This window comes from Novosphingobium sp. UBA6272 (assembly GCF_002440635.1).
GTDB lineage: Bacteria > Pseudomonadota > Alphaproteobacteria > Sphingomonadales > Sphingomonadaceae > Novosphingobium.
The window spans coordinates 149,391-165,176 of record NZ_DJUW01000028.1 but is presented as its reverse complement, the minus strand read 5'-3'; the positions used below and the strand labels follow the sequence as shown (position 1 = coordinate 165,176).

At 63.8% G+C, this 15,786-nt stretch carries 10 protein-coding genes; 7 read left to right on the top strand and 3 right to left on the bottom strand.

Annotated elements, in window-relative coordinates:
• Positions 1 to 12 precede the first annotated feature (12 nt).
• The 3 genes from B2V17_RS13695 to B2V17_RS13685 all read right to left on the bottom strand — a co-directional run bounded on the left by B2V17_RS13695 (position 13) and on the right by B2V17_RS13685 (position 3,344).
• The gene (locus B2V17_RS13695; RefSeq protein ID WP_292998614.1) at positions 13 to 1,506 is read right to left on the bottom strand and encodes an aldehyde dehydrogenase family protein; all 1,494 of its coding nucleotides are present in this window, start codon (positions 1,504 to 1,506) and stop codon (positions 13 to 15) included.
• Positions 1,503 to 2,456, bottom strand: a complete 954-nt coding sequence (locus tag B2V17_RS13690) for an NAD(P)-dependent oxidoreductase (RefSeq protein ID WP_292998612.1) — start codon at positions 2,454 to 2,456, stop codon at positions 1,503 to 1,505. The genes B2V17_RS13695 and B2V17_RS13690 overlap by 4 nt, the downstream gene beginning before the upstream one ends.
• A gap of 132 nt (positions 2,457 to 2,588) precedes the next feature.
• Positions 2,589 to 3,344, bottom strand: a complete 756-nt coding sequence (locus B2V17_RS13685; RefSeq protein WP_292998610.1) for an SDR family NAD(P)-dependent oxidoreductase — start codon at positions 3,342 to 3,344, stop codon at positions 2,589 to 2,591.
• Between the two features lie 130 nt (positions 3,345 to 3,474).
• On the opposite strand from B2V17_RS13685, the gene B2V17_RS13680 reads away from it, so the two are divergent.
• The 7 genes from B2V17_RS13680 to B2V17_RS13650 all read left to right on the top strand — a co-directional run bounded on the left by B2V17_RS13680 (position 3,475) and on the right by B2V17_RS13650 (position 15,786).
• Complete coding sequence (locus tag B2V17_RS13680) at positions 3,475 to 5,913, top strand: FAD-dependent oxidoreductase (protein WP_292998608.1); 2,439 nt, start codon at positions 3,475 to 3,477, stop codon at positions 5,911 to 5,913.
• 4 nt (positions 5,914 to 5,917) lie between these two features.
• Entirely contained in the window at positions 5,918 to 8,362 is a 2,445-nt protein-coding gene (locus B2V17_RS13675; protein WP_292998606.1) for a GcvT family protein, read from the top strand.
• Entirely contained in the window at positions 8,356 to 9,591 is a 1,236-nt protein-coding gene (locus B2V17_RS13670; RefSeq protein WP_292998604.1) for an aromatic ring-hydroxylating oxygenase subunit alpha, read from the top strand. Before B2V17_RS13675 ends, B2V17_RS13670 begins: the two co-directional genes overlap by 7 nt.
• Positions 9,584 to 10,645 carry an alcohol dehydrogenase family protein gene (locus B2V17_RS13665; protein ID WP_292998603.1) on the top strand — a complete coding sequence of 354 codons (1,062 nt, stop codon included), beginning with the start codon at positions 9,584 to 9,586 and terminating at the stop codon, positions 10,643 to 10,645. Before B2V17_RS13670 ends, B2V17_RS13665 begins: the two co-directional genes overlap by 8 nt.
• 119 nt (positions 10,646 to 10,764) lie before the next feature.
• Positions 10,765 to 13,284 (top strand): GcvT family protein, encoded by a 2,520-nt coding sequence (locus B2V17_RS13660; RefSeq protein ID WP_292998602.1) that lies wholly within the window; start codon positions 10,765 to 10,767, stop codon positions 13,282 to 13,284.
• A 4-nt stretch (positions 13,285 to 13,288) separates the two neighbouring features.
• Positions 13,289 to 14,536 (top strand): aromatic ring-hydroxylating oxygenase subunit alpha, encoded by a 1,248-nt coding sequence (locus B2V17_RS13655; RefSeq protein WP_292998601.1) that lies wholly within the window; start codon positions 13,289 to 13,291, stop codon positions 14,534 to 14,536.
• Entirely contained in the window at positions 14,533 to 15,786 is a 1,254-nt protein-coding gene (locus B2V17_RS13650; protein ID WP_292998599.1) for a sarcosine oxidase subunit beta family protein, read from the top strand. Before B2V17_RS13655 ends, B2V17_RS13650 begins: the two co-directional genes overlap by 4 nt.

The following is a 15,786-nucleotide window of genomic DNA, read 5'->3' as shown; positions in this document are numbered from 1 at the left end:
TTATTCCGCTCCCTATGTCAGGCTGATCCAGCTGGATTTGGATTGCATGTATCCGGCCAGACTTTCCAGCGATTTGTCGCGGGTGTTGCCCGATTGCTTGAAGCCGCCGAACGGCTGGGTCATGTCGCCATCGCCGAAGCAGTTGACCCAGACTACCCCGGCCTCCAGTGCCTTGACCATGCGGTGCGCGCGGGCAAGGTCAGCGGTCCAGACACTGGCGGCCAGGCCATAGATCGAATCGTTGGCCAGCCGGATCGCTTCTTCCTCGCTGGCAAAGGTAAGGAGGGTGGCGACCGGGCCGAACACTTCTTCGCGCCCGATCGCCATCGCCGGAGCGACCCGACGGAACAGGGTTGGCAGCACATAGGCGCCATCGGCGCGTGCAGGATCGGCCATGCCGCCGAATTCAAGCACTGCGCCTTCGCCGATCCCGCGCTCGATCCACTGCAGAACCTTGGTCTGCTGCCCGCGCGAAACCAGCGGGCCGAGCGTGGTTGCGGGGTCAAGCGGATCGCCGGGGGCATAAAGCTCTGCCGCCTTGCGGGTGAAGGCGGCGACGAACTCGTCGTGGATCGTTTCGTGGACCAGCAGCCGCGAGCCGGCGTTGCAGACCTGGCCGGCATTGTCGAAGATCCCGCGCACCGCATATTCCGCAGCGCGGTCCAGATCGGGCAGGTCGGGCATGAAGATCTGCGGGCTCTTGCCGCCGGTTTCCAGCGCCACCCGCTTCATGTTCGATTGCCCGGCATAGATCATGAGCTGCTTGCCGACGGCAGTCGATCCGGTGAAGCTGATCTTGGCGACGCCCGGATGGAGCGCCAGCGCCTGCCCGGCCTCGATCCCGGTGCCGTTGACCACGTTGAACACGCCCGCCGGGCCGCCAGCTTCGAGGAACAGCTGCGCCAGGCGGATCGGCCCGAATGGCGCAAGTTCCGAGGGCTTGAGCACCACGCAATTGCCCGCCGCCAGCGCCGGGGCGATCTTCCAGGCAGCCATCAGCAGCGGATAGTTCCATGGGCTGATTGCCCCGACGACCCCCAGCGGCTCATGCGTGACGGTATGGACTGCATCGTGCGCGCTGGTGGTCGCCAGCCCGGCCAATTTGTCGATCGCTTCGCCGAAATAGCGGATCGTCACCACCACTTCGGGCAGGTCGATAGACAACGCATCGGAGATCGGCTTGCCCATCGACAGCGTTTCGAGCAGCGCCAGCTCTTCGCTATGCGCCTCGACCAGGTCGGCCCAGCGGCGCATGATCGCCATGCGCTCGCGCGGAACCATGTGCCGCCAACTGCCGAGATCCCAGGCTGCCTTGGCCGAGGCGACCGCGCGATCAATGTCGGCTTCACCGCCGCAGGCCGCTTCGGCGACAATCGTGCCATTGGCCGGGTTGATCACAGCGAGTGTGCGGCCATCACTGGCGGGAACGCAGTTGCCGTCGATCACCAGGCCGGTTTCGGTGCGCAGCCCAGCCGCCAGCTCCTGCCAGTCGGCCAGGCTCTTCACCGGTTCGGAACCACTTCGTAGCCGGGTTCTTCGGGTTCATCGTCGACCATCTGGTCCGGGAAACCGCTGCCGAGTACCTTTAGTCCCAGCGGCTCTTCATAGCGGCGGATGATGTTGGGGGAGAATTCGCGGTCGCCGTATTGTGCGCGGGCTTCCTTGAACAGCCGCACGATCAGCGGCGACAGTTCGACCGGCACGCCGTTTTCCTGCGCGATCTCGTCGAACAGCCCGATGTCCTTGCTGACCAGGTCCATGGTGAAGTTGATATCGCGGCTGCCGTTCAGGATCACCTGGCTTTCGGTTTCGTGGACAAAGCTGTTGCCGCTGGAAATCCGGATCGCTTCATAGGTGGTGTTCATGTCGAGCCCGGCAGCTTTGCAAGTGGTCAGTGCCTCGGCCAGCGCGACCAGGTGGACGGTGCAGAGGTAATTGGTCATCACCTTGAGCTTGGACGCGGTGCCCAGATCGCCGGTGTGGAGAATCCGCCGGCCCATCGATTTGAGCAGCGGCAGGACCTTGTCAAACCCTTCGCGCGGGCCACCGGCGAAGATCGAGATGTTGCCGGTATCGGCCCGGTGGCACCCGCCCGAAACCGGGCATTCCATGAACAGCGCGCCTCGGGCTTCGACCAGCGCGCCCAGCCGGATCACTTCCTCATAATCGGTGGTGCTCATCTCCATCCAGACCTGGCCTGGACGCAGCACGGCCAGGAAACCGTCCTCACCTTCGGCCACGGCGGCGCTGGCGGCGGGCGAGGGCAGGCAGGTGACGATCACGTCGCAGCTTTCGCCAAGCTCACGCGGGCTGGCCGCTGCCGTGGCTCCGCGCGCCACGAATTCGTCCACCAGCGCTGCGTCAAGATCGCGCACCCAAACGTCATGGCCGTTGCGCACCAGGCTGCCGGCCAGCTTGCCGCCGACATTGCCAAGGCCGATAAATCCGATCTTCATAGCCAGGTCAGGTCCCCTCGGTGCCGGGCTGATAGATGGCCGGGCGTCACTCTTCCAAGGGTCGGTTAGAAATCGGTGCCGGGCTGCTCACAATTGAAAAATTTGGGCGAAAGCCTGAATATTTTTTGGCTGCTAGCGCGACTTGAGCCGCAAGGCGTCCCAGCTAGAATCGCCGTTCCATCCGCCATCGACCGGCAGCGCCACCCCGTTCACGAACAGTCCGTCGCGGGCGAGGAACAGGATCGCGGCCGCAATATCTTCCGGCTTGGCGAAGCGCGCCATCGGCACACGGTTGACGATATCGGCATCGGTATAGGCGCCCGAACCCATGTCCTTCGCGTCCATCTCGGTCTTGATCCAACCCGGGCAGACCGCGTTGACCCGAACTCCGCGCCCGCCCCATTCGGCGGCGAGCGTGCGGGTCAGGCCGATCAGCCCGTGCTTCGAGGTGTTGTAGGCGGCGCGGTGGATTACCCCGCCAAGGCCTGCAACCGAAGCGACATTGACGATCGCGCCGTTGCCCTTGGCCAGCATCTGCTTGCCCAGCTCGCGGCACAGCAGGAACGGCCCGTCGAGGTTGATTGCCATCATCCGCTGCCATTGTTCCAGCGTGGTTTCCTCGGCCGGGACGATCATGCTGATCCCGGCATTGTTGACCAGCACATCGGCCCCGCCCAACGCGGCGACATGGGCGGCGAGCTCGGCGATGAAGGCCTCGCTCGAAACGTCACCGCTCAGCCCGCTGACTTCTGCGCCGGCAAAGCTTGCGAGCACGGCATCGAGCGGCTGCACATCGGTCAGCACCACGCGGTAACCGGCCTCGGCAAACAGCCTGGCTGTAACCAGCCCCAATCCCTGCGCCGCGCCCGTGATTACTGCCGTCTGCATTGCCGTCTCTCCTTGCCTTGCCGCGGCTCTAGCAGCCGAACAAAGTCATGGACCCGTAAGTTTTTTGCACCGATCGTTCGGAATTGCACATTTGTCGAGGCCGCATCCGGCACCCTAAGTTGGACCGATCATGGGAGAGGTAAATTCGATGCAGGCGCAAGCGCGGGTCGTTATCATCGGCGGCGGGATCATGGGGGCAAGCCTGCTTTACCATCTCGCCCAAGAGGGCTGGACCGACATCCTGCTGATCGAAAAGGACGAGCTGACTTCGGGTTCGACCTGGCACGCCGCCGGGCAATGCCCCAACATCACCGGCAGCTTCAACCTCGCCAAGATGCATGCCTATTCCAACTGGCTCTATCCGCAGCTCGAAGGGCTGACCGGTCAATATGTCAGCTGGCACAAGTCGGGCGGGATCCGCCTTGCGACCAACGAGCGCGAACTGGCCTGGATGAAATATATCCAGGGCTTCTCGAAGGTGGTCGGCTTCAACATGGAGCTGATCGACCCGGCCAAGATCCGCGAGATCAACCCGTTCGTTACAACCGACGGCGTGATAGCCGGGGCCTGGACCACCGATGACGGCCACGCCGACCCATCGGGCATCTGCAACGCGCTGGCGATCGGAGCGCGGCAGATGGGCGCGAAGATCGTCCGCAAGAACCGCGTGACCGCTTTCACCCAGCTGCCCAGCGGCGATTGGGATGTGGAGACCGAGCAGGGCACGGTCCGCGCCGGGATGGTGGTCAATGCTGCCGGCTGTTATGCCCGGCAGGTCGCGCAGATGGCCGGGATCGACATTCCGGTCACCAATATGGAGCACCACTACCTCGTCACCGATCCGATCCCGGCGTTCCAGGAACGGTCGGAAGAAATGCCGGTGATGCGCGATTCCTACATGTCCGGCTATATGCGGCAGGAGCAGAAGAGCGGGCTGATCGGGGTCTATGAGGACATCGGCCTGGCCGAAGCCTGGGCCCCGCGCGGCGGCCACCCCGAATGGCAATCGACCAGCGAGCTGTTCCCCGACGATCTCGACCGGATCTCCAAATGGCTTGAGCGCGCGATCGAGCGGATCCCGGTGTTCGGCGAAGTCGGCATCCGCCGGGTCGTCAACGGTGCGATCCCGCACACCCCCGATGGCGGGCCGCTCTTGGGGCCGGCGACCGGTCTCACCAATTTCTGGCATTGCTGCGGCACCAGCTTTGGCATCGCCCAGGGCGGCGGGGCCGGCAAGTATCTCGCCCAGTGGATGGTCCACGGCGACAGCGAGATCAACATGGTCGAATTCGATCCGCGCCGTTACGGCCCCTATGCCGACGAGCAGTACAGCCGCGACAAGGTGTTCCTCGATTACCGGATGACCTTCACCACCCGCCTGCCGGGCGAGGAAGAGCCCGATGGCCGTCCGCAGAAGGTCAGCCCGCTGTACGAAAAGCTGAAGGCCAAGGGCGCGGTCTATGCCGAGACCTATGGCTGGGAACGGCCCAAATGGTTCAGCCTCGACGGGCGCGAGGAAGAAGGCGGCTACCACCGCACCAACGTGGTCGAAGTTGTCGCGGCGGAATGTAGGGCGGTGGCCGATGGCGTCGGCGTGCTCGACCTGTCGGGCTTCGCCAAATACGAGGTGACCGGCCCCGATGCAGAGGCCTTCCTCAACCGCCTTTGCGCCAATCGCATGCCAACCAAACAGGGCGGGATCGCGCTGGTTCATATCCTTTCGAGCGGTGGGCGGATCCAGGGCGAAATGACCGTCACCCGGCTGGCCGACGATCACTTCTATTGCCTGAGCGCCGCTGCTGCCGAGCAGCGCGACTGGGACTGGTTGGTCCAGCACCGCCTGCCGGGCGAGCAGGTCGCGCTGGCCAACGTCACCATGGACCGCGGTGTGCTGGTGATGAACGGTCCGAAGAGCCGCGATGTGCTCTCTGCGGTGACCGCCGCCGACCTCAGCAACGCCGGTTTCCGCTGGCTTAGCGGGCAGGAGATCGAGATCGCCGGGTGCCCGGTCCGCGCGCTGCGGGTGTCCTATGCCGGCGAGCTCGGCTGGGAACTGCACCCGCTGATGGCGGACCTGGAGGCGGTCTATGACGCGATTTGGGCGGCGGGCGAGGCGCACGGCATTGTTGACTATGGGCTCTATGCCGCCAACGCGATGCGGATGGAAAAGGGCTACAAGGCCTGGGGCAGCGAGCTGACCAACGAACTGACCATGTTCGAGGCCGACATGGGCCGCTTCATCAACCTGAAGAAGGAAGATTTCACCGGCAAACAGGCCTCCCTCGATGCGCAGGAAAGGGGACTGCGCATCGTTTACGGCGAGGTCGATGCGGCCAATGTCGATCCGCGCGGCACCGAGCCGTGCCTGGTCGGCGAGGCCTGCATCGGCCTCGTCACCTCCGGCGGCTATGGCCACCGTACAGGCAAGAGCCTGTTCTTCGCCTGTGTCCCGCCCGAATATGCCGCGCCAGGATCGAAGTTCGACATCGTGCTGCAGGGCGAACGCCGCCCGGCAACCGTGCTGGCCGATCCGGCCTATGATCCAGACAACTCGCGAATGAAGGCCTGAACCGATGGTCGACCTGCCCAAGCGCGCCCGCGTCGTCATTGTCGGCGGCGGCGTGATCGGAACCTCGATCGCCTATCACCTGACCAAGATCGGCTGGAGCGATGTTGTGCTGTGCGAACGCAAGCAGCTGACCTGCGGCACCACCTGGCACGCCGCCGGGCTGGTCGGCCAGCTGCGCACCTCGATCAACATGACCAAGCTCGCCAAGTACACCGGCGAGCTCTATCGCGGGCTTGAGGCCGAAACCGGCCAGGCGACCGGCTACCGCCAGTGCGGCTCGATCTCGATGGCGACCAATGCCGAGCGGTTCGAGGAACTGAAGCGCAGTGCCTCGATGGCCAAGGTCTTCGACCTGCCGGTTCATGTCGTTACCCCGGTAGAGATCAAGGCGATGGCCCCGATCGTTGAGGTCGGCGATCTGGTGGGCGGGATCCACATTCCGTCGGATGGCTATGCCAATGCGGTCGATATTACCCAGGCGCTGGCCAAGGGCGCCCGGGCTGGCGGAGCGAAGATAGTCGAGAATTGCAAGGTCACCCGGATCCGTCACGACGGCGAGCGGGTAACCGGGATCGATACCGAGCACGGCGCGATCGATGCCGACTACGTGGTTCTGGCCGGCGGGATGTGGACCCGCGATCTGGGTGCGGGGATCGGCGTGGCCGTGCCGCTGCATGCCTGCGAGCATTATTACGTGATGTTCGAAGGGGTTGCCGGGATCGATCCGAGCCTGCCGGTGCTGCGCGACTATGACCACTGCGGCTACTACAAATACGATGCCGGCAAGCTGCTGGTCGGCGCGTTCGAGCCCAATGCCCGGCCCTGGGGAATGGAGGGCATTTCCGAAGATTTCTGCTTTGACGAGATCGCGGGATCGTTCGAACACTTCGAGCCGCTGCTGCTCGACGCGATGAAGCGGGTTCCGGCGCTGGAGAATGCCGGGATCCAGAAGTTCTTCTGCGGCCCCGAAAGCTTTACCCCGGATGTGCGCTATCACATCGGCGAAGCGCCCGAGCTGAAGGGCTGTTTCGTTTCGGCCGGACTCAATTCGATCGGGCTGCAATCGGCCGGCGGGGTCGGCAAGGTCATGGCCGAATGGATTCGCGACGGGATGCCGCCGGCGGACCTGTGGACCGTCGACGTTCGCCGCAACATGCCGTTCCAGATCAACCGCAAGTACTTGCAGGAACGCGTCAGCGAAAGCCTGGGCCTGCTTTACGCCACGCATTACCCGTTCAAGCAGTACGAAACGGCCCGCGGCGTGCGCAAATCGGTGCTGCATGACCGGCTCGCCGCGCAGGGCGCCTGCTTTGGCGAGGCGTTCGGCTGGGAACGCGCCAACTGGTATGGCGAGCCCGGCACCACGCCCAAATATAAATATTCCTACGGCCGCCAGAACTGGTTCGAAAGCAGCGCGGCGGAATGCAAGGCGGTGCGCGAGGCGGTGGGCCTGTTCGACCAGTCGAGCTTCGCCAAATTCCGCCTCGAAGGCCGCGATGCCTGTGCGGTGCTCAATCGGATCTGCGCCAACGACGTCGATGTCGAACCGGGGCGAATGGTCTATACCCAGTGGCTCAACGAAAAGGGCGGGATCGAGGCCGACCTGACCGTGACCCGCTTGTCGCAAACCGCCTATCTGATTGTCGGCGGTGCGGAAACCCAGACCAAGGACTTCGAATGGGTCAAGCGGCACACCCCGGCCGATGCCCATGCGGTGCTGACCGATGTCACTTCGGGCATGGGGGTGATCGCGATCATGGGGCCCCAGTCGCGGGCATTGCTGCAGTCGCTGACCCCTGAAGATCTGTCGAACGAAGCCTTCCCCTTCGCCACCAGCCGCGAGATCGAGCTGGGCTATGGCCTGGTGCGCGCCAGCCGGATCACCTTCGTCGGTGAGCTGGGCTGGGAGCTTTATGTGCCGAGCGAGTTCATGGCCGGGGTTTATGACGAAATCGTCGCCGCGGGCGCAGCATTTGGCCTCAAGCATTGCGGCTATCATGCGCTCAATTCGATGCGGATGGAAAAGGGCTATCGCCACTGGGGCCATGACGTGACCGACGAGGATACGCCGCTGGAAGCGGGGCTGGGCTTTGCGGTGAAGCTGAACAAGCCCGGCGGCTTCATCGGCCGCGATGCGCTGGTCCGGCAGGAGGCGGAAGGCGTGCGGCAGAAGCTGGTGCAGTTCCTGCTCAAGGACCCGGCACCGATGGTCTACCACAATGAGCCGATCTGGCAGGGTGAGCGGATCGCCGGCTATGTCCGCTCGGGCATGTATTGCCACACGCTGGGGGCTTGCGGAGCCCTTGGCTATGTTACCGCGCCCGATGGCGGTGTTGTCGGCGCGATCGGTGCCGACGATTATGAAATCGAGATCGCCGGGGTGCGTTATCCCGCCACGGCATCCCTCAAGCCGCTGTTCGATGCGGGGAATGAGAAAATCCGATGCTGATGGACCGCAAGGCCTTGATTGGCGACCTGCTGGCCCAGACCCGTGAGGGCTACAGCCTGCCGCAGGCGTTCTATGCCAGCCCGGACGTGTTTGCGGCCGATATGGATGCGATCGTTTCGCGCAAGTGGCTGATTGCCGGCCATGTCTCGCAGATTCCGGGCAAGGGCGACTACTTCCTGTTCAAGGTCGGCGGCGAGCAGATCCTGATCGTGCGCGAGAATGCTGACACCGTCCGGGCCTTCTACAACGTCTGCCGCCACCGCGGATCAACGCTGTGTTCGGCGGAAAGCGGGAATGCCCGGGTGCTGGTCTGTCCTTACCACGCCTGGAGCTTCAGCCTCGATGGCTCACTCCTTTCGGCGCGATTGATGCCGGAGGATTTCGACAAGGCCGAACACAGCCTGCACAAATGCCATGTCCGCGTCTTCCATGGCCTGATTTTCGTGAACCTGTCCGAAGCCGAGCCCGAGGATTTCGACGCAACTTTCGCCGAGCTCGACCCGATCCTCGATTACCACGGCTTTGCCGGGGCCAAGGTGGTGCACGTCGGGCGCTATCCCACGGCGGCCAATTGGAAACTGGTGGTCGAGAATTTCCTCGAATGTTACCACTGCGTTCCGGCTCATCCGGAGTTCTGCTCCATGCACCCACCCGAAGCTTTGCTGGCAGTGGGAGCGGGACCAAGTTCTGGCCCGCAAGAAGCGGTCGAGAAATATGCCCCTGTGCTTGAAGCATGGGAAGCGCGGGCCGAGGCGATGGGCCGCCCCATCTATTCAATCGACGATGGGCCAGAGAGCACGCATCTGCGTGCGATGATCCAGCGTTCGATCCGCGACGGCTTTCTGACCGAGACGCAAGATGGTCAGCCCGCCTCCAGCCTGATGGGCAAGCGCAGTGACTGGGATCTGGGCAGGATGCACGTTAGTTTCAGCCCATTCAGCCACATTGTCGCCGATAGTGATTTCGCCATGCTGTTCCGCTTTACTCCGCGCGGACCGATGCAAACCGATGTTGATGTGATCTGGCTGGTTGACGGCGCGGCCCAGGACTATGACGTTGGGAAGATGACCTGGGGCTGGCACACCACGACCATGCAAGACAAGCAGATCACCGAGGATAACCAGACCGGAATCCTCTCCTCGCGTTATCAGCCTGGGCGCTATTCAACGCAGGAGCGAGCTCTGGTGACGTTCCAGAACTGGTACCTCAGGCACCTGAAGCATGGCTGACGAGGTGCCTGCCGAAATGCGGGGGGTAATCCTCACCGGCTTCGGTGGCTTCGACAAGCTGGAATACCGGATCGACTTGCCCACACCCACGCCCGGCCCGGGCGAGGTGCTGATCAGGGTGAGTGCGGCGGGCGTCAACAATACCGATATCAACACCCGGATCGGCTGGTATTCCCCGGCGGTCGAAGGCTCCACGTCGTCGGGCAGCGCCGAAGGCTTTTCCGAGGCTCAGGGCGAGGGCTGGAGCGGGGCGCAGTTTTCCTTTCCCCGGATCCAGGGGATCGATGCCGCAGGAGAGATCGTTGCGGTTGGCGAAGGGGTCAGCGAAACGCGAATTGGGCAGCGGGTGCTGGTCGAACCGGCCCTCCGCCGGGCCGATGGCGGGGTCGATTTCTTCGGTTCGGAATGCGACGGGGCCTTTGCCGAATATACCAAGGCCCCTTCGGCCCATGCCCACGCGATCGAATCACCGCTCAGCGATACCGAACTTGCCTCGTTCCCCTGTGCCTATTCGACCGCCGAGAACCTGCTGCATCGCAGCGGCGTGAAGGCGGGCGAGCGGGTGCTGGTGACTGGCGCATCGGGTGGGGTCGGTTCGGCAGCGGTGCAGCTGGCGCGGCGGCGCGGTGCCTTCGTTTCCGCGCTGGCCGGCAGCTCCAAGCACCGCGCAGTGGCCGATATTGGAGCCGACGAAGTACTTGATCGGCATGCTCCGCTGGAAGGCGACCATTTCGATGCGGTGATCGACGTGGTCGGCGGGCCAGGCTTTGGCGGTCTGCTGGGCGCGCTAAGGCCCGGCGGGCGCTATGCCTGCTCGGGCGCGATCGCCGGACCAGTGGTGGAACTGGACCTGCGCACGCTTTACCTCAAGGATCTGACCCTGTTCGGCTGTACCGCGCTGGATGCCGGGGTCTTCGCCCAGCTGGTCGGCCATATCGAACGCGGCGAAGTGCGCCCGCTGGTCTGCGCCACCTATCCGCTTGAGAAGATCGAGGCGGCGCAGCGGGTCTTCATGGAAAAACGCCACGTCGGAAAGATCGTTTTGACGATCTAGTCCAGCCAAAGCGGGCTAATCCAAACCATAAGAAAGCGCCATAACGCGCACTGCTGTTGTCGCGGTGGCCCTCTCGCTGGCATGGGGCAGGCTCGACGTAGGACAGGCAGGCTATTGCAATGAAATCGACGGCGCGGGTGGTGGTGATTGGCGGCGGCGTGGTGGGCGTATCGACGCTTTATCATCTCGCAAAGATGGGCTGGTCGGATGTTGTCCTGATCGAGCGCAAGGAACTGACCTCGGGCTCGACCTGGCACGCTGCCGGGCTGCTGCCGCTGTTCAACCTGTCTTACTCGGTCGGCAAGCTGCACCAGTATTCGGTCGATTTCTATCCCAGCCTCGAGGCGGAGACCGAGCTCAACGTCGGCTTCTCCCAGGTCAGCAACATCCGCCTGGCACGCACCGAAGACCGGTTCGACGAATACAAGTACTATGCCGGGGTCGCCAAGACGATCGGGGTGGAAGTCAACTTCCTCACCCCGGACCAGGTCAAGGAAGTCTGGCCGCTGTGCGATGTCGACGGAATCATCGGCGCGATCCAGCATCCGGCCGATGGCTATATCCAGCCCGCCGACCTGACCCAGGCGCTGGCTAAGGGCGCGCGCCAACGCGGCGCGACGATCGAACGCAACACCACCGTCACCGGCATCCTGCAGAAGCCGAACGGCGAATGGGTGGTCTCGACCGAATGCAATGGTGTGGGGGGCGAAATCACCTGCGAACACGTGGTTTCGGCGACCGGCAACTTCGCGCGCCAGACCGGCCGCATGGTCGGGCTCGACGTGCCGGTGATTCCGGTCGAGCACCAGTACATCGTCACCGACCAGCACCCCGCAATCATGGAGCGCCGGGCCAAGGGCCTGCCCGAAATGGGCGTGCTGCGCGAAAGCGACAGCTCATGGTACATGCGCGAGGAAGCGGGCGGATTGCTGCTCGGCCCCTACGAGATCGGCGCGCCGGCCTGCTACGTCGATGGCCCGGCCGCGAACAGCGAATACGAACTGTTCCCCGACGCGCTTGACCGGCTGATGCCCTATATCGAAACCGCGATCGCCCGCGTGCCGGCGTTCGGCGAGGTTGGCGTCAAGAAGGTCTACAACGGCGCGATCGCCTATACCCCCGATGGCTCGCCGATCGTCGGCCCGGCCTGGGACCGCAAGAACTTCTGGCTCAACGAAGGCCACTCGTTCGGGATCACCGCGGCGGGCGGGGCCGGCTGGCAGCTTGCGCACTGGATCGTCGAGGGCGAGCCCAGCGTCGACATGATGGGCGTCGATCCGCGCCGCTTCGGTGACTATGCCGGCGAAGGCTATCTGATCCAGAAGAACGAAGAAGCCTATGCCAAGGTCTTCACCGTGCACTACCCGGACGAAGAGCGCGAGGCGGCCCGCCCGCTGCGCCAGACCCCGTGCTATGGCCGGATGAAGGACCTCGGCGCGGTGTTCGGCTCGGTCTTCGGCTGGGAACGGCCGAACTGGTTCGCGCCCAAGGGCTATGAACTGTCGGATGCCGATCTTGACCGGCCTGACGTGTTGCTCAACCACAACCACCCTGATGCCCCCGGCGAGCCGATCCGCGAGAAATGGTCGTTCCGCCGTTCGAACTATTTCGAGCATGTCGGCAACGAATGCCGCCACGTGACCGAAAAGGTCGGGCTGCAGGACATGAGCGCGTTCGCCAAGTGCCGGATCAGCGGCCCGGGTGCCGAGGCCTGGCTCGACGGGCTGCTGACCAATGCCGTGCCCAAGAAGGTCGGCCGGGTAACCCTGTCCTACCTGCTGACAGCCAAGGGCGGTGTGCGCGCCGAATTCACGGTCTACAAGACCGCTCCGCAGGAATACTACCTGGTCTCGGCGGGCGCTTATGAACGGCACGATCAGGATTATCTCAAGAAGGCGCTGCCCAGCGATGGTTCGGTCACTTTCGAGCGCCTGACCACCGCGATGGGTGTGCTGGTTCTGGCCGGTCCGCGCAGCCGTGACGTGCTGGCCAAGCTGACCCGCGCCGACCTTTCGAACGAGGCGTTCCCCTGGCTGACCGGCCAGTGGATCTCGATCGGTGCGGCCCCGGTCGACGCGCTGCGGGTCAACTTCATCGGCGAGCTCGGCTGGGAAATCCACCACCCGATCGAGATGCAGAACTACATCTTCGACAAGCTGATGGAGGCCGGTGCCGAGTTCGACATCAAGCCGTTCGGGATCAAGGCGATGACCCTGATGGCGCTGGAGAAGAGCTACAAGCTGATCCCGCGCGAACTGTCGATCGAATACAACGCCTACGAAAGCGGGCTTGATCGCTTCATCAGCCTGAAGAAGCCCGGTTTCCACGGCAAGGACGCATTGCTGGCCGGCAAGGAAGCGGGCCTTGGCAATCAGCTCGTCACGATGGAAGTGCTGGGAGTGACCGATGCCGACGCGCGCGGCAGCGAGCCGATCTATCAGGGCGATGAACTGGTCGGCCGGGTCACCTCGGGCGGCTATGGCTGGCGCGTGAACAAGAGCCTGGCCTTGGCGATGGTCCGACCCGAGCTGGCCGTCGTCGGCACCGAGCTGGAGATTTCGATCCTCGGCCAGCGCCACAAGGCTGTGGTGATCCCCGATAGTCCGTTCGATCCGGACAATACCGCGCTGAAGGCATGAGCTGATGACTATGTATTCCTCTGTGGCGGGCTGGCTTGGTCAGGACCAACGCGGGCGCAGCCTGCCACAGGGGCTCTACATCAGCGATGCCGCGTTCGAATTCGATACGCAGACTCTGCTCAAGTCGGTCTGGCTTTACGCCTGCACCGTCGCACACGTGAAGAACCCGGGCGATTTCTACCTGTTCGAGATGGCCAACGCCTCGATCATCGTGGTCCGCGGCCGCGACGGTGAAGTGCGCGCGTTCCACAACACCTGCTCGCACCGCGGGGCAAAAATCTGCACCGCCGGCAAGGGCAGCAATCCGCGCTTCACCTGTCCCTATCACCAATGGTCCTATGGCCTTGACGGCAAGCTGCTGGCCGCGCGCAATATGCCCGATGGGTTCGCCAAGACGGAGCACGGCCTGAAGCCGGTCGCGCTGGAAAACCTGGGCGGACTGCTGTTCATCTGCCTGGCCGACAATCCTCCGCCGATCGACCGCGCCAAGCATGACATTGCCGACCAGGTATCGCTCTACAATCTCGATCGGCTGAAGGTCGCGGTGCAGGAAGACATGGCCCACCAGGCCAACTGGAAGCTGGTGATGGAGAACAACCGCGAATGCTATCACTGCGATAGCAATCACCCGGAACTCAACCAGACCTTCCTGGCCTATGGCTTTGACAGCGACACCCCGGTCGAAAGCGAGGAAAGCAAGGCCTGCGATGCCTATGTCGGCAGCCAGATCGCCAAGTGGAAAGAACTTGGCATCTACCGCGACCTGATCGAATTTCCCGATGATGGCTGGCACCGCGTCTCGCGTCTGCCGATGGCGCAGGGCACAACCTCGGCGACGCTCGATGGGCAGCCCGCCTCACGCCTGCCGATCTGGAGCCTGCCTGAAAGCGACAGTTCCAGCCTGTCGGTCCACACCCAGCCCAACAGCTGGCACCACTTCTTCTGCGACCACGTGGTCACCTTCTCGCTGACCCCGCTTGGGCCCGACAGCACCTTGCTGCGTACGTCGTGGCTGGTCCACGAAGACGCGGTCGAAGGGCAGGATTACCACACCGAGAGCCTATGCGCGGTGTGGCGCGCGACCAATCGGCAGGACGGGCATCTGTCCGAACTCAACCACGCCGGGATCGCCACCGACGGTTACACGCAGGGGCATTACTCGCTCGACGAACAAATGGTCGAAGCCTTCAAGGATTTCTATGTCAGCCGCTCGCGCGCGGCCCTGGCATCGCTGCAGGGAGCATCCCAGTGACCCGCTTTTCCGCATTCAGCCTGTTCGCCAAAGCGCTCGGCGGGCACCAGTCGTGGCCCGAATTGTGGCCCGATGCCCAGCCCAAGGCCGAATATGACGCGATCATCGTCGGGGCCGGTGGCCACGGCCTGGGCGCGGCCTATTACCTCGCCAAGAAGTACGGCATCACCAAGGTCGCGGTGATCGAGAAGGGCTGGCTGGGCGGCGGCAACACCGGACGCAACACCACGATCGTCCGCTCGAACTACCTCTACGATGAAAGCGCGCACCTCTATGACCACGCGGTAAAGCTGTGGGACGGGCTCAGCCAAGACCTCAATTTCAATGTGATGTATTCCAAGCGCGGGGTGATGATGCTCGCGCACAATGTGCACGATGTGCAGAGCTTCCAGCGCCACATCCATGCCAACCGCCTCAACGGGGTGGACAACGAATGGCTGACCGCAGAGCAGGCCAAGGAATACTGCCCGCCGCTCGATATCAATCCCAACGCCCGTTACCCGGTGATGGGCGCGGCGCTGCAACGCCGCGGCGGCACCGCGCGGCACGATAGCGTGGCCTGGGGCTATGCCCGGGCGGCGGCGGCGCTGGGCGTGGACATCATCCAGAACTGCGCCGTCACCGCCATCCGCCGCGGTCCGGACGGCGCGATCGAGGGGGTGGAGACCGAGCGCGGCTTCATCAAGTCGAAAAAGGTCGGCGTATCTGCGGCCGGCAACAGCTCGGTGATCATGCAGATGGCCGGGCTCGATTTCCCGCTGGAAAGCTACCCGCTCCAGGCCCTGGTTTCGGAGCCGGTCAAGCCGGTGTTCCCCTGCGTAGTCATGTCGAACACGGTTCACGCCTATATCAGCCAGTCCGACAAGGGCGAGCTGGTGATCGGCGCGGGGACCGACCAGTACGTGTCCTATTCGCAGCGGGGCGCGCTGCACATCGTCGAACATACCCTGGCCGCGATCTGCGAAATCTTTCCGCTGTTCCGGCGGATGCGGATGCTGCGCAACTGGGGCGGGATCGTTGACGTTACCCCCGATCGCTCGCCGATCCTGGGCAAGACGCCGGTTCCCGGGCTTTACGTCAATTGCGGCTGGGGCACCGGCGGGTTCAAAGCGACCCCCGGCGCGGGCGACCTGCTGGCCTACACCATGGCCAAGGATGAACCGCACTGGATCAATGCCCCCTTCAATCTCGACCGGTTCCGCAACGGCCGCCTGATCGACGAAGCGGCAGCAGCAGCGGTGGCGCACTGA

Excerpts from the sequence above, each read along its gene's own strand:
- B2V17_RS13670 (WP_292998604.1), top strand. The coding sequence starts at position 8,356 with ATGCTGATGGACCGCAAGGCCTTGATTGGCGACCTGCTGGCCCAGACC.
- B2V17_RS13685 (WP_292998610.1), bottom strand. The coding sequence starts at position 3,344 with ATGCAGACGGCAGTAATCACGGGCGCGGCGCAGGGATTGGGGCTGGTT.
- B2V17_RS13675 (WP_292998606.1), top strand. The coding sequence starts at position 5,918 with ATGGTCGACCTGCCCAAGCGCGCCCGCGTCGTCATTGTCGGCGGCGGC.
- B2V17_RS13680 (WP_292998608.1), top strand. The coding sequence starts at position 3,475 with ATGGGAGAGGTAAATTCGATGCAGGCGCAAGCGCGGGTCGTTATCATC.
- B2V17_RS13655 (WP_292998601.1), top strand. The coding sequence starts at position 13,289 with ATGACTATGTATTCCTCTGTGGCGGGCTGGCTTGGTCAGGACCAACGC.
- B2V17_RS13660 (WP_292998602.1), top strand. The coding sequence starts at position 10,765 with ATGAAATCGACGGCGCGGGTGGTGGTGATTGGCGGCGGCGTGGTGGGC.
- B2V17_RS13665 (WP_292998603.1), top strand. The coding sequence starts at position 9,584 with ATGGCTGACGAGGTGCCTGCCGAAATGCGGGGGGTAATCCTCACCGGC.
- B2V17_RS13690 (WP_292998612.1), bottom strand. The coding sequence starts at position 2,456 with ATGAAGATCGGATTTATCGGCCTTGGCAATGTCGGCGGCAAGCTGGCC.